The following is a 12972-nucleotide window of genomic DNA, read 5'->3' on the forward strand; positions in this document are numbered from 1 at the left end:
GTAGCGAACTAAGTAATTGTTTCTAAAAGGTTATTTTTATAGATAAACGGTCTTTTGATTTTTCCAGGCATTGCCTGTGCGTGCGCCGAGGGCGCTGAAACGCCGTGCTGCACCCATACTGCTCGTGGTCAGGCCTCGGCTTCCCCGTCGCGCTTACAAGGCTTCCCGCGAGCCGGTCGAAGGTTGCTGGGTGTTGTTTTCAGCGCTCTTGCTGCCCTGTATGCCAAGCAGGGCAATCGGCTCCAGGGCTGCACTGTTCTGGTTGATACGTTCGAGCAGCTGGTTGATGGCGTCGCGATCACGGCTGTTGCTCAGGTGCTGATCGGCGGTTTCCTGCACGCTGCGCACATGCCGCAGCAGATCGGTTTTCTGCGCAGCGCGCAGCGGCTGGTAGAGCAGGTTCTTGAAGGCCTGCAGCAAACCAATCAGCACACTCACATCGGCGCAGCCGTAGTGGCGAATTGGGCCGAATACCCGTTGCAGCAACTCATCCAGCGAGAGCTCGTAATGCAGCAGGCGTGGCGGGCCATCGTTCGCCAGGGTGACATCCAGGTCCGGCAACGCCAGACGCTTACTGAACAGCACGCTGAGCAGGTCGATGGCGGTAATCGCCGTGCCAGGATCGTTAATACCGGGGCTGAGCGCCTTGACGGCGATTTCTGACATCTGCGTGCAGCCAAACAGGTAGTGGGTGTGGGCGTATTCCTCGAGAAAGAAATCGAAGCAGTCGAGCAGCGCATCGGTGATTGCCGAATCGACCTGGCGGTCAAGCTTGAACAGCGGCCGGCCACTCATCACGAAGAACCCGCGGTGGATCATCACGGTCATGCGCAGATCGTGCTCACACAAGATGGTGTTGATCGTGTCGACGTTGAGCTCTTTGAAATAACCGCTGCGTTGCGCGCAGATTTCCTGCCAGTTTTGATCCTCTGGCCAGCTGGGCAGGTTGTCGATAGCGGCCAGCTTGGCTTCGCGTGCGGCGAGTTTGGCCAGGGTGGTGTGGTACAGGTTGTTGAGGATGTACTCCACCTGAATCGAGCGGGAAATCGAGTGGATAAAGTGCACAAACAGGCCGAGGCAGGCGATGCCCATCGCTAATGCCATCAGCACGCCAAGGCTGGGTACCTGGGTTGAGTTATCCAGTTCAATCGTGGTGATCAGTAGCAGCGAAAAAAGGATGGTGCCGAGGTAGAAGCCCAGGGTCTTCTGATGGCTTTTATCGCTGATAAGGCCAGGCACTACGCGCGGTGACAGCGCGGCGGCGGCATTGTTGAGCACCACCATGACCATGGAGAAGCTGAACACCATCAGCGAGAGGATGCCGCCGACCAGCGTGCCGAGAATCAAGCGGGCATTGTCGGCATTGCGCACCAGGCCGACATCAAACTCGCCTTTGAGCGACATCATCCAGGGCTGGTATTCGATGCTCATGCTCAGCAGGCACAAAACGAAGAAACCCAACGCGATCAGCGTTGGATAGAGGGCCAGGCTGTGCAAGATGCGCTGGTACAGGCGGAAGGCAAAATTCAACAAGCGGGGCACGGGCGTCTCGGTGCTATGGGCGTGCGGCGACTATAGCAAGCTTGTCGGCACATACTTCTACCCGAGCCCCGGTGCTGTGGCGGGGCTCAGGTACGTTTCAGTCGCTGCAGACGCGCGAAATGGCGCTGGCCAGTTGATCTAGGCGCTCGGCGTCGAGCCCGGCCATATTGGCCCGACCTGAGCCGACCATATACACGCTGAACTCATCACGCAGGCGTTGCACCTGGGTTGGGCTCAGGCCGGTGTAGGAGAACATGCCGCGCTGCAGCGCGATATGCGCAAAGCGCTCACTCAGACCATAAGGCTGCAAGGCTTCAACTAGGCTGGCACGCAGACTGGCAACACGCTGGCGCATGGCGTCCAGCTCGCTGACCCAGAGGCTGTTCAGCTCGCTGTCAGCCAGGACAGTGGCGACCACTGCCGCGCCGTGGGCGGGCGGAGTGGACCACAGATTGCGGGCGATAGACGCCAGCTGGCTGCGCACATCCTGCAGCTTTGTCGCAGTCTCGGCGCAGACGATCAGCGCACCAGTGCGTTCGCGGTACAGGCCGAAATTCTTCGAGCAGGAACTGGTGATCAGCAGTTCGGGCAACTCGGCGGCAAACAGGCGCACAGCAAAGGCGTCCTGCTCCAGACCATCGCCAAAACCCTGGTAGGCGAAGTCGATCAGCGGCAGCAGCTCGCGGGCTTTGACCACCTCCAGCACGCGCTTCCAGTCGCGCGGGGTGAGATCGAAGCCGGTGGGGTTGTGGCAGCAGGCGTGCAGCAGCACCACATCGCCCTTGGGCACGTGGGTGAGGGCGGCGATCATCGCCTCGACATTCAGCTGGTTGTCCGCGCCAACATAGGGGTAATGCCCAACGCGCAGGCCGGCGGCAGCAAAGATGCTCTCGTGGATCGGCCAGGTCGGGTCACTCAGCCAGATGCCACGGCCCGGCAGGCAGTGGGCGATAAAGTCCGCACACAGGCGCAGCGCACCGGTGCCGCCAGGGGTCTGGGTGGTGCCAGCGCGTTCGGCCAGCAGCGGGCTGTCGGCACCCAGTACCAGCTGACTGAGCAGGCTGCCAAACAGTGGGTCGCCATGGCCGCCGATATAGCTCTTGGTCGTTTCGCTTTCCACCAGCCGCTGTTCGGCCAGTTTCACTGCGCGTGGAATCGGCGTCAGGCCCTGGGCGTCCTTGTACACGCCGACGCCGAGATCGAGCTTGGCCGGGTTGCGATCAAGCCGATAGGCGTCCATCAGGCCGAGAATCGGGTCGCCAGGCACTCGCACTATGCTTTGGAAATGGCTCACTTGCGGCCCTCGGCACCTGCAGCCAGCACATCGGTGCGTGCGGCTAATATGAAGTCGTTGCGGTGCAGGCCGCCCATTTCATGGCTCCACCAGGTCACGGTGACTTTGCCCCATTCGGTGAGCAGCGCTGGATGGTGGCCGACTTCCTCGGCGATGGCGCCGATCGCGTTGGTAAAGGCCAGGGCGTGGCGGAAGTTCTTGAACAGGTAAACCCGTTCCAGCTCCATATGATCGTCACGTACTTCGATGTTCCAGTCGGGGATCTCACGGATCAGTTCAGCTAACTCGTCATCGCTGACCTTCGGGGCATCGGCACTGCAGGCTTCGCATTTGGCTTGGGCAAGGCTCATGGGGTTCTCCTGAATATAAGATTTTGTAGGGTGGGCATGCGCAGTTTGCCCACCGTTTGTTGGAGTGGCGGCATGTCCACCTTACGCGGCTTTCGGCGGAAACTTCGGCGCATGCAAGCCCTGGCGAATGGCCTGCTGGACCATGCCCATGATGTCTTCATGGGCCAGTTCGAACAGGCGCTTGAGCTCGGGCAGGACAAAATACAGCGGCTGCAGGATGTCGATGCGGTAGGGCGTACGCATCGCCTCAATCGGGTCGAAAGCCAAACGCTGCGGCTCATTGGACAAGCAATACACGCTTTCCTTCGGTGAGGAGAGGATGCCGCCGCCATAAATCCTGCGACCCTGGCTGGTGTCGACCAGTCCGAACTCGATGGTCAGCCAGTACAGGCGCGCCAGGTACACGCGCTCTTCCTTGCTGGCGGCCAAACCGAGCTTGCCGTAGGTGTGGGTGAATTCGGCGAACCAGGGGTTGGTCAGCAGCGGACAGTGACCAAAGATCTCGTGGAAGATATCCGGCTCTTGCAGGTAGTCCAGTTCCTCAGGCGTACGAATAAAGGTCGCCACCGGGAATTGCTTGCTGGCCAGCAGCTCGAAGAAGGTCTGAAACGGAATCAGCGCCGGCACCCGCGCCACGCGCCAGCCGGTGCTGGCCTGCAACACCTGATTGATCTCGCCGAGCTGCGGAATGCGCTCATGGGGCAGGCCGAGCCGCTCGATCCCGTCCAGGTATTCCTGGCAGGCGCGCCCTTCGATCAATTTGAGCTGACGGGTGATCAGGGTATTCCATACCTGATGCTCGGCCTCCGGGTAATTGATAAAGCCACTGTCATCCGGTTCGCGCGCCAAGTATTGCGTGCTCTTCATCGCTGCCTCCTGCTGGGGCTTTGTTGTTGTATTGGACTCAGGAATACGCCTGCTCGTGCAGTTATGCAGCCATGACCTGGAGTGGATGCAGTAGGAAAGGGTGGGTATTTCGTAAAGAATTGATTACGTATGTGCCGGCGTGGCGAAGTATCGTCTTGCTGCTGCGCTAATCTGTCACATATTCTTGACGAATAATCCGCCGCCAACGTCGATTGTTCGCCGTTGACGGTCATAACAAGACCCACAAGAGCCCTGCCATGCGTATCAAAGTCCACTGCCAGAACCGAATTGGCATCCTGCGCGACATCCTCAACCTGCTGGTCGAATACGGCATCAACGTCGCCCGCGGCGAAGTCGGTGGCGAGCAGGGCAATGCCATCTACCTGCACTGCCCGAACCTGATCAACCTGCAATTTCAGTCATTACGGCCCAAGTTCGAGGCGATTCCCGGGGTGTTCGGTGTCAAACGGGTGGGCCTGATGCCCAGCGAGCGTCGGCATCTGGAGCTGAATGCCTTGCTCGGCGCGCTGGATTTTCCGGTGCTGTCGATCGATATGGGTGGCTCAATCGTCGCGGCCAACCGCAGCGCCGCACAGTTGCTTGGGGTGCGAGTGGATGAGGTGCCGGGCATTCCGCTGTCGCGTTATGCCGAGGACTTCGACCTACCGGAGCTGGTGCGCGCCAACAAGTCGCGGATCAATGGCCTGCGGGTGAAAGTGAAGGGCGATGTGTTTCTCGCCGATATCGCGCCGCTGCAAACCGAGCATGAAGAGAGTGATGCCATGGCCGGCGCGGTGTTGACCCTGCACCGGGCGGATCGGGTGGGCGAGCGCATCTACAACGTGCGCAAGCAGGAACTGCGCGGCTTCGATTCGATATTCCAGAGCTCCAAGATCATGGCAGCGGTGGTGCGCGAAGCGCGGCGTATGGCACCGCTGGATGCGCCGCTGTTGATCGAGGGCGAAACCGGCACCGGCAAGGAACTGCTGGCGCGTGCCTGCCACTTGGCCAGCCCGCGTGGGCAGTCGCCGTTTATGGCGCTGAACTGCGCCGGTCTGCCGGAATCCATGGCCGAAACCGAGCTGTTCGGTTACGGCCCCGGCGCCTTCGAAGGCGCTCGCCCCGAGGGCAAACTCGGCCTGCTGGAACTGACTGCCGGCGGTACGCTGTTTCTTGATGGGGTGGGTGAGATGAGCCCGCGCCTGCAGGCCAAGCTGCTGCGGTTTCTGCAGGATGGCTGCTTCCGCCGGGTCGGCAGTGATGAGGAGGTCTACCTGGATGTGCGGGTAATGTGCGCCACCCAGGTCGATCTGTCCGAGCTATGTGCCAAGGGCGAGTTTCGTCAGGATCTGTATCACCGCCTCAACGTGCTCAGCCTGCACATTCCGCCGCTGCGTGAATGCTTGGACGGCTTGCCGCCGCTGGTGGAGCACTTTCTCGACCAGGCCAGCCGGCAGATCGGTTGCCCGCTGCCCAAGCTCGCACCACAAGTGCTGGATAAACTCGGTCACTACCACTGGCCGGGCAACGTGCGCCAACTGGAGAACGTGCTGTTCCAGGCTGTTTCACTGTGTGACGGCGGGGTGGTCAAAGGTGAGCATATCCGCCTGCCAGACTACGGTGCGCCGCAGCCGCTGGGCGAGTTCTCGGTAGAGGGCGGCCTGGATGAGATTCTCGGCCGCTTTGAAAAAGCCGTGCTGGAGCGCTTATTCCACGATCATCCCAGCAGCCGTCAGCTAGGCAAGCGTCTTGGCGTGTCACACACCACGATTGCTAATAAGTTGCGTCAGCATGGATTGGGCAAGGAATAGAGCTTCAACCCTGCGGCTTACCACGCCATGCCGCTACCACGCGTTCACGTAACGCCTGACGATCCTGCAATTGGTTGATCGCCTGCTCAGCCAGGTTGATCCAGTAGCGGTCTACATCTGCCTGGTATACCGAGGTGTGTGCGGCCAGGTCGGCCCAGGCTGCGGGAAGGTATTTGCCGTTAAAGCCGCCTGGCTTGTCACGAGCCAGGTAACGCACCCGGGTGATGCCTGCCAGCAGGATGCGGCCGTAACACATCAGGCAAGGTTGCAGGCTGACGTACAGGGTGAGGGCGCTACGGTCCTGCTTTGAGTACTCAGTTTCCAGTTGATCGAGGAGCAACATTTCGGCGTGAGCGGCGCTGTTGTAGTAGCCATCGACAAATACCTGATTGCGCGCGCTGCACAGCAGTTCCTGATCCCGGTTAACCAGCACCGCGCCTACGCCATAGCAGCCTTGCTCTACTGCCAACAGCGCCTGTTCACAGCACAGCCTGGCCCAGGTGTCGGCTGGTTTTAGGCTGGGAGGGGCGTGTTGCAGTAGATCGGCATGGACGCTTTTCATCGGTCTTCCGTGGGCTAAATGCTTAGGGCAGTTTAGCCATGGACATGTTGTTTGTAGGAGGGGCTTTAGCCGCGAGCGTTATTTGCCTTTGCGAACCCTCTACTGGGTCAGCCCATCGCGGAAACTTTAGCGCTAGAGTGTGCTGATCAACCTATAACCTGATGGACCCGCCGCAAGGATTGCCATGCCAACCTTAAACCGCAGTGATGCCCAGCAACGTGCCGATGACATTGGTGTTTTCAACCGTGAATTGGCGCGCCTTGAGGCGGAGCAGGTGTTGAGCCTGACGGATAGCCAGCGCGCCACTTTGTACAGCCATCATCAGCAATTGCTCAACCGCTACCTGTCGGCTTTCGATATCGATCACGATATTCAGGCGCGGCAGCTGTCGCTGGGCATGCGTATTGCCTCGTTCCTCGGCGCGTTGGCGTTGGCGGCCAGTGTGTTTTTTCTGTTCTACCAGTTCTGGGGTTTGTTCGGCACCCAGAGCCAGGTGACGATTCTGCTGACGGCGAGCATCGCTTCATTCGGCATGACGCTGTGGGTGCAGCGCCTCGATAGCTCGGGTTACTTCAGCAAGCTGGCGGCGTTGGTGGCCTTTACCTGTTTTGTGCTGAATATCGTCATGCTCGGACAGATCTTCAATATCACTCCGTCTAACAACGCCTTGCTGCCCTGGATGTTCTACGCGCTGCTGCTGGCCTATGCCTGCAGCGCGCGCCTGCTGCTGGCGATCGGCTTGAGTTGTCTGCTGGCGTTTGTCGCGGCGCGGCTTGGCAGCTGGGGCGGCATTTACTGGCTGGGGTTTGCCCAGCGGCCGGAGAATTTCATCTCGCCGGCGCTGCTGATCTTCGTGGTGCCATTGCTGGTCGATCAGCGTCGTTTTGATGGCTTTGCGGTGATCTATCGGGTATTTGGCCTGCTCGGGGTGTTTGTGCCGGTGCTGGTGCTGTCGCATTGGGGCGCGGGTAGCTACGTCGATTATTCGCCCGAGTACATCGAGAATGCCTACCAGATTGGCGGCTTTATCCTCGCGGCGCTGGTGATTTGGTTAGGTGTGCGCCGCGAATGGACGGATGTGGTGAACACCGGGCTGAGCTTCTTTGTGATTTTCCTTTACATCAAACTGTTCGACTGGTGGTGGCAGAGCATGCCCAAGTACCTGTTCTTCCTGGTGCTGGGCTTGAGTGCGGTGCTGATTCTGCTGGTGCTGCGGCGTTTGCGTAGCCGTCACGGTTTGCTGGGAGGTGGGCAATGAGCGGCGTACGTGTGCGTTATCTGGTTGCCGGCCTAGTGATGATTGGCCTGGTCAACGCCATTGTCCTGGCGGGCGTGGCCTGGAATCGCCAGCCGCCTGAGGAAAGCCGCCTGCAGCTGTCCGAACGCGAGCTTGGCAATGCCTACACCTATTGGCGCAAGGACAACAGCAGCCTGGCGCTGCGCTTGGATTACCGCTGGCCGACTCGCACGGGCGATCTCCCTGACTCCTTTGCGATCAGTGCCGAGAAAATGGCCGGGTTGGGTTTCCAGCTACCCGATGAGTTAAATGAACAAGCGGTAAGCCGCTATCGACGTCAGTTAGATCGTGAGGCATTGCTGGTGCTGGAGTTGGACGGCAGCGCTTTTCAGCGCGAGTTGGCGTTAGTTCGCGCGGCACATACAGAGGCTCAGCGGCTGTATACGTCCGTACCCGACAGCAAAGAGCTGCAGACGGCAGCCGAGAGCGCGGCGAGGGCCCTGGAGCAAGAACAACACCGCGCCAGCCGCCTGCTGGTGGTGGATGTGGGGCTGGATCAGCAGGCGCTGCGTGCGCGCTATCCGGACCGGCAGCGTTACGCCATCGTGCGCGCCATTGTCGAGGTACAGGCCACGAGTGTGATCACGGCGTGGGCGGGCGAGGGTGCCGATCCGCGGCCAGCAAGCCAGCGTTTTACCTGGCAGCTGGGTGGCACAGCCAATACCCCAGGGCTTCACAGTATCAACCTGCCGCAACGCTGGTACGCGACGTTCGATAGCTTGCCGCAGCGGGCTGATCAGCCAGATGCGCAATACCCGAATTACCAGAAACGCTTCACTGCCGAGCTCGCATTCGGTCGGCGGTTGGAGCCTTGGGTGATCGACCTGAGCGCCAGGCCACCGCTGCCTACGACCATGGTGCAATAGCCGGGCACAATCTGTTGGCAGAGACTGAGAACGTTCCAATCCTGCGTGGTTTGGATGTAAACGTTTCTGCATTCCCCCTCGGAATGATTTGAGTGGCGACCTGCTTAGGTCGCTTTTTTTTTGCGCGTGAAAAGTCCTGTTCAGCCCTCAGCACTATTGTCTCTAAGTGTTAAGACCATGGTCGAATGGCCCTAGGCTGGGGTGCTGGCTACAGAATGGGGCATAGAACAACAACTACCCATCGAGGTGTTTCTAATGAGTGCTGCGTCCTTGTATCCCGTGCGCCCTGAGGTGGCGGCCCAGTCGTTGACCGACGAGGCAACCTATAAAGCCATGTACCAGCAGTCAGTCATCAACCCTGATGGCTTCTGGCGTGAGCAGGCTCAGCGCCTTGACTGGATCAAGCCGTTCACCCAGGTCAAACAAACTTCTTTTGACGATCATCGCGTTGACATCAAATGGTTTGCTGACGGCACCTTGAACGTTTCTTATAACTGTCTGGACCGTCACCTGGCTGAGCGCGGTGATCAAGTCGCGATCATTTGGGAAGGCGATGACCCGGCAGACAGCCGCAATATCACCTACCGCGAATTGCATGAAGAAGTTTGCAAGCTGGCCAACGCTCTGCGCGGCCAGGATGTGCACCGCGGCGACGTCGTCACCATTTACATGCCAATGATCCCCGAAGCCGTGGTCGCCATGCTGGCCTGTACCCGCATCGGTGCCATTCACTCGGTGGTGTTTGGCGGCTTCTCCCCAGAGGCGCTGGCCGGGCGCATCATCGACTGTCAGTCCAAAGTGGTCATCACTGCGGATGAAGGCCTGCGTGGCGGCAAGAAGGTTGCACTCAAGGCGAACGTTGACGACGCCTTGACTAACCCAGAAACGCGCAGCATCCAGAAAGTCATCGTGGTTAAGCGCACGGGTTCAGATATCAAGTGGAACCCGCATCGCGATATCTGGTACGAAGACCTATTGAAGGTAGCCGGTAGCGTCTGTGCACCGAAAGAGATGGGCGCCGAAGAAGCGCTGTTTATCCTTTACACCTCCGGCTCTACGGGTAAGCCCAAAGGCGTGCTGCACACCACTGGTGGTTACCTGGTGTATGCCGCGCTGACCCATGAGCGGGTATTTGATTACAAGCCGGGTGATGTTTACTGGTGCACCGCCGACGTTGGCTGGGTCACCGGCCACAGTTATATCGTCTATGGCCCGTTGGCTAACGGCGCGACCACGCTGATGTTTGAAGGCATTCCTAACTATCCCGATGTCACCCGTGTGTCGAAGATCATCGACAAGCACAAGGTCAACATCCTCTACACCGCGCCGACCGCTATTCGCGCCATGATGGCTCAAGGCGATGCGGCTGTGGACGGTGCGGATGGTTCCAGCCTGCGTCTACTGGGTTCGGTGGGCGAGCCGATCAACCCAGAAGCTTGGCAGTGGTACTACGAGAAGGTCGGCCAGTCGCGCTGCCCGATCGTTGACACCTGGTGGCAGACTGAAACCGGTGGGTTCATGATTACCCCGTTGCCGGGTGCTACAGCGCTCAAACCGGGCTCGGCGACCCGTCCGTTCTTCGGTGTGGTTCCCGCACTGGTGGATAACTTGGGCAACCTGATCGAAGGTCCGGCTGAAGGCAACTTGGTGATTCTTGATTCGTGGCCGGGTCAGTCGCGCACCCTCTATGGTGATCACGACCGTTTCGTCGATACCTACTTCAAAACCTTCAAAGGCATGTACTTCACCGGCGACGGTGCTCGCCGCGACGAAGACGGCTACTGGTGGATCACCGGTCGAGTGGACGACGTGCTCAACGTCTCTGGCCACCGTATGGGCACCGCCGAAGTGGAAAGCGCAATAGCCGCTCATCCGCACGTAGCAGAAGCGGCAGTGGTGGGTGTCCCGCATGACATCAAGGGTCAGGGCATTTATGTTTATGTAACCCTGAACCAGGGGCAGGAGCCATCCGAGCAACTGCGTCAGGAGCTGAAGAACTGGGTGCGTAAGGAAATTGGCCCAATTGCTACACCGGATGTTATTCAGTGGGCCCCAGGCCTGCCGAAAACTCGTTCGGGCAAGATCATGCGCCGTATCCTGCGCAAGATCGCAACCGCCGAATATGATTCACTCGGCGACATCTCCACGCTGGCCGATCCTAGCGTGGTGCAGCACCTCATCGACACTCACCGCGACATGCAGGCTGCCTAACCTAGCTTAGCCCCCTGTAAACAACGCCCTGTTTCGGTCACAAGCCGGGCAGGGCGTTGTGCTTTTTGGGGGATGATCACGTGCTGATATCCACTTATCGATTTTCATCTGGGTACTTAGCTGTTGCCTTGGCGTAACAATGCGCACTTTTATGGGGTGTGCGGGAACGTTTTGCGCCAGAATAGCGCGCCGCTTTGCCGGGGGGTGGAAAGTAAAAGCCGCGATGAAGCCCCTAAAACACTGGGTTTTTGGAACTGGGCGCGGTTATTGCTTTATAAATTAGTTTGCTATCTTTTCTGTCCTTCATGTTTTAGAAGGGTTGTCAATATCCCCGCAGTGCCCGCCCTGGTCTTTTGTAATTACTTGTCGCATTGAAGAAATATCGACTTTCGAGCTGTCGCTAGAATGCCGCTCACCCGGCGCAGGTCCGTCTGAGTAGTGTGCGGTGCGCAGCTTGGTGGTGACTTACTAGAATTGATGCAGCTTGGGTGCGCTACACCACTTGCTGACACTGTTTACGCCAACAGCCTTATGCCGATGTAAGGCCATACCCATTCGAAGGAGTCACAAGATGAAGAAGATTGCACTTCTCGGCGCACTGGCGCTGTCCATGCTGTCGCCGCTGGCCATGGCTGAAGAGTCCAAGCCGCTGCGTATTGGTATCGAAGCGGCTTACCCGCCGTTTGCCTTCAAAACCCCTGAAGGGGCCATCAGCGGTTTTGACTACGACATTGGCGTCGCCCTGTGCGAAGAGATGAAAGTGGAATGCAAATGGATCGAGCAGGAGTTTGACGGCCTGATCCCTGCGCTGAAAGTTCGCAAGTTCGATGCGGTGCTGTCGTCGATGTCGATTACTGACGATCGCAAAAAATCTGTGGACTTCACCGGTAAGTACTACGCCACGCCGGCGAAACTGGCGATGAAAGCCGGTACTGAGCTGAAAGATCCAGCCGTCGATTTGAAAGGTAAGAAAATTGGCGTGCAGCGCTCTTCTGTTTACGACCGTTTTGCTACCGATGTATTTGCCGCATCGGGCGCTGAAATCGTGCGTTACAGCTCGCAAAACGAAATCTTCCTTGACCTGAACTCTGGCCGTTTGGACGCCACCCTGGCTGACTCAGTGAATATTGACGATGGCTTCCTGAAGACCGATGCCGGTAAAGGTTTTGCTTTTGTTGGGCCGGACTTCACCGACGTCAAATACTTCGGCGAAGGTCAGGGCATTGCCGTGCGCAAAGGTGACAAAGCGCTGGCTGACAAAATCAGCGCAGCCATCCTGGCCATCCGTGCCAATGGCAAATACAAAGAAGTGCAGGATAAATACTTCGACTTTAACGTCTACGGCGACTGATTGAGTTCGATCCGTCGTCTTCACTGAAAGTGGCGCAAACTTGCTCTGTGTAGGCTATGCGCCACTTTTTCGTTGTACTTCCAGGCGCCGCCAGGCGTTTGCATGAGGTAATAAGAGCATGCTCAACGGCTACGGCTCGACCATTCTGGAGGGTGCCTGGCTCACCCTGATTCTGGCGCTGACGTCGATGGCAGTGGCCATCGTGTTGGGTTTGCTGGGTGCAGCGTTTCGCCTGTCGCCGATCAAGTGGCTGGCGCTGCTGGGTGAAACCTACGCCACGGTGATCCGCGGGATTCCCGATCTGGTACTGATCCTGCTGATTTTCTATGGCGGTCAGGACATGGTGAATCGTCTGGCGCCCATGTTCGGTTACGACGACTACATCGATATCAACCCCTTTATTGCCGGCGTGTTCACCATGGGCTTTATTTTTGGTGCTTACCTGTCGGAGACCTTTCGTGGGGCCTTTATGGCCATCCCCAAAGGTCAGGCCGAGGCCGGTGCGGCTTACGGCATGAGTGGCATGCAGGTGTTCTTCCGCATTCTGGTGCCGCAGATGATTCGCTTCGCCATTCCTGGGTTCACCAACAACTGGTTGGTGCTGACCAAGGCCACCGCACTGATTTCCGTGGTCGGCCTGCAGGACATGATGTTCAAGGCGAAAAGTGCCGCCGATGCCACCCGCGAGCCATTCACCTTCTACCTGGCTGTTGCGGCCCTGTATCTGGTGCTGACCAGCGTCTCGCTGCTGGCTTTGCGTTACCTGGAAAAACGTTACTCGGTCGGCATCAAAGCCGCTGATCTGTAAGCGGGGAGCGCAG

Annotated in this window: 11 protein-coding genes; 6 read left to right on the forward strand and 5 right to left on the reverse strand. The window is 58.6% G+C overall.

Annotation, left to right across the window (positions count from 1 at the left end; genetic code table 11):
* Positions 1-153: 153 nt before the first annotated feature.
* The 4 genes from AC0J6G_RS06430 to phhA all read right to left on the reverse strand — a co-directional run bounded on the left by AC0J6G_RS06430 (position 154) and on the right by phhA (position 4053).
* The gene (locus AC0J6G_RS06430) at positions 154-1542 is read right to left on the reverse strand and encodes a DUF2254 domain-containing protein (RefSeq protein WP_475252334.1); all 1389 of its coding nucleotides are present in this window, start codon (positions 1540-1542) and stop codon (positions 154-156) included.
* A 97-nt stretch (positions 1543-1639) separates the two neighbouring features.
* Entirely contained in the window at positions 1640-2836 is a 1197-nt protein-coding gene (locus AC0J6G_RS06435) for an amino acid aminotransferase (protein ID WP_475252336.1), read from the reverse strand.
* Positions 2833-3186 (reverse strand): 4a-hydroxytetrahydrobiopterin dehydratase, encoded by a 354-nt coding sequence (locus AC0J6G_RS06440; protein WP_475252338.1) that lies wholly within the window; start codon positions 3184-3186, stop codon positions 2833-2835. The genes AC0J6G_RS06435 and AC0J6G_RS06440 overlap by 4 nt, the downstream gene beginning before the upstream one ends.
* A gap of 81 nt (positions 3187-3267) precedes the next feature.
* Positions 3268-4053: a phenylalanine 4-monooxygenase gene (gene phhA, locus AC0J6G_RS06445; RefSeq protein ID WP_475252340.1), complete on the reverse strand. Its 786-nt coding sequence runs from the start codon at positions 4051-4053 to the stop codon at positions 3268-3270.
* Between the two features lie 257 nt (positions 4054-4310).
* On the opposite strand from phhA, the gene AC0J6G_RS06450 reads away from it, so the two are divergent.
* Positions 4311-5864: a sigma-54-dependent transcriptional regulator gene (locus tag AC0J6G_RS06450; RefSeq protein ID WP_475252342.1), complete on the forward strand. Its 1554-nt coding sequence runs from the start codon at positions 4311-4313 to the stop codon at positions 5862-5864.
* Positions 5865-5868: 4 nt separating this feature from the next.
* Here the strand turns inward: AC0J6G_RS06450 and AC0J6G_RS06455 are convergent, their stop codons facing one another.
* Entirely contained in the window at positions 5869-6426 is a 558-nt protein-coding gene (locus AC0J6G_RS06455) for a nucleoside deaminase (RefSeq protein ID WP_475252344.1), read from the reverse strand.
* 184 nt (positions 6427-6610) lie between these two features.
* On the opposite strand from AC0J6G_RS06455, the gene AC0J6G_RS06460 reads away from it, so the two are divergent.
* From AC0J6G_RS06460 to AC0J6G_RS06480, 5 genes are all read left to right on the forward strand, one after another.
* Entirely contained in the window at positions 6611-7684 is a 1074-nt protein-coding gene (locus AC0J6G_RS06460) for a DUF2157 domain-containing protein (RefSeq protein WP_475252346.1), read from the forward strand.
* Positions 7681-8589: a DUF4824 family protein gene (locus tag AC0J6G_RS06465; RefSeq protein WP_475252348.1), complete on the forward strand. Its 909-nt coding sequence runs from the start codon at positions 7681-7683 to the stop codon at positions 8587-8589. Before AC0J6G_RS06460 ends, AC0J6G_RS06465 begins: the two co-directional genes overlap by 4 nt.
* Positions 8590-8844: 255 nt before the next feature.
* Positions 8845-10800, forward strand: a complete 1956-nt coding sequence (gene acs / locus AC0J6G_RS06470; protein WP_475252350.1) for an acetate--CoA ligase — start codon at positions 8845-8847, stop codon at positions 10798-10800.
* A gap of 571 nt (positions 10801-11371) precedes the next feature.
* Positions 11372-12151 (forward strand): ABC transporter substrate-binding protein, encoded by a 780-nt coding sequence (locus AC0J6G_RS06475; RefSeq protein WP_475252352.1) that lies wholly within the window; start codon positions 11372-11374, stop codon positions 12149-12151.
* Positions 12152-12269: 118 nt separating this feature from the next.
* Positions 12270-12959, forward strand: a complete 690-nt coding sequence (locus AC0J6G_RS06480; RefSeq protein ID WP_475252354.1) for an ABC transporter permease — start codon at positions 12270-12272, stop codon at positions 12957-12959.
* Positions 12960-12972: the final 13 nt, after the last annotated feature.

This window comes from Pseudomonas sp. TS_SC_3 (genome assembly GCF_056156225.1).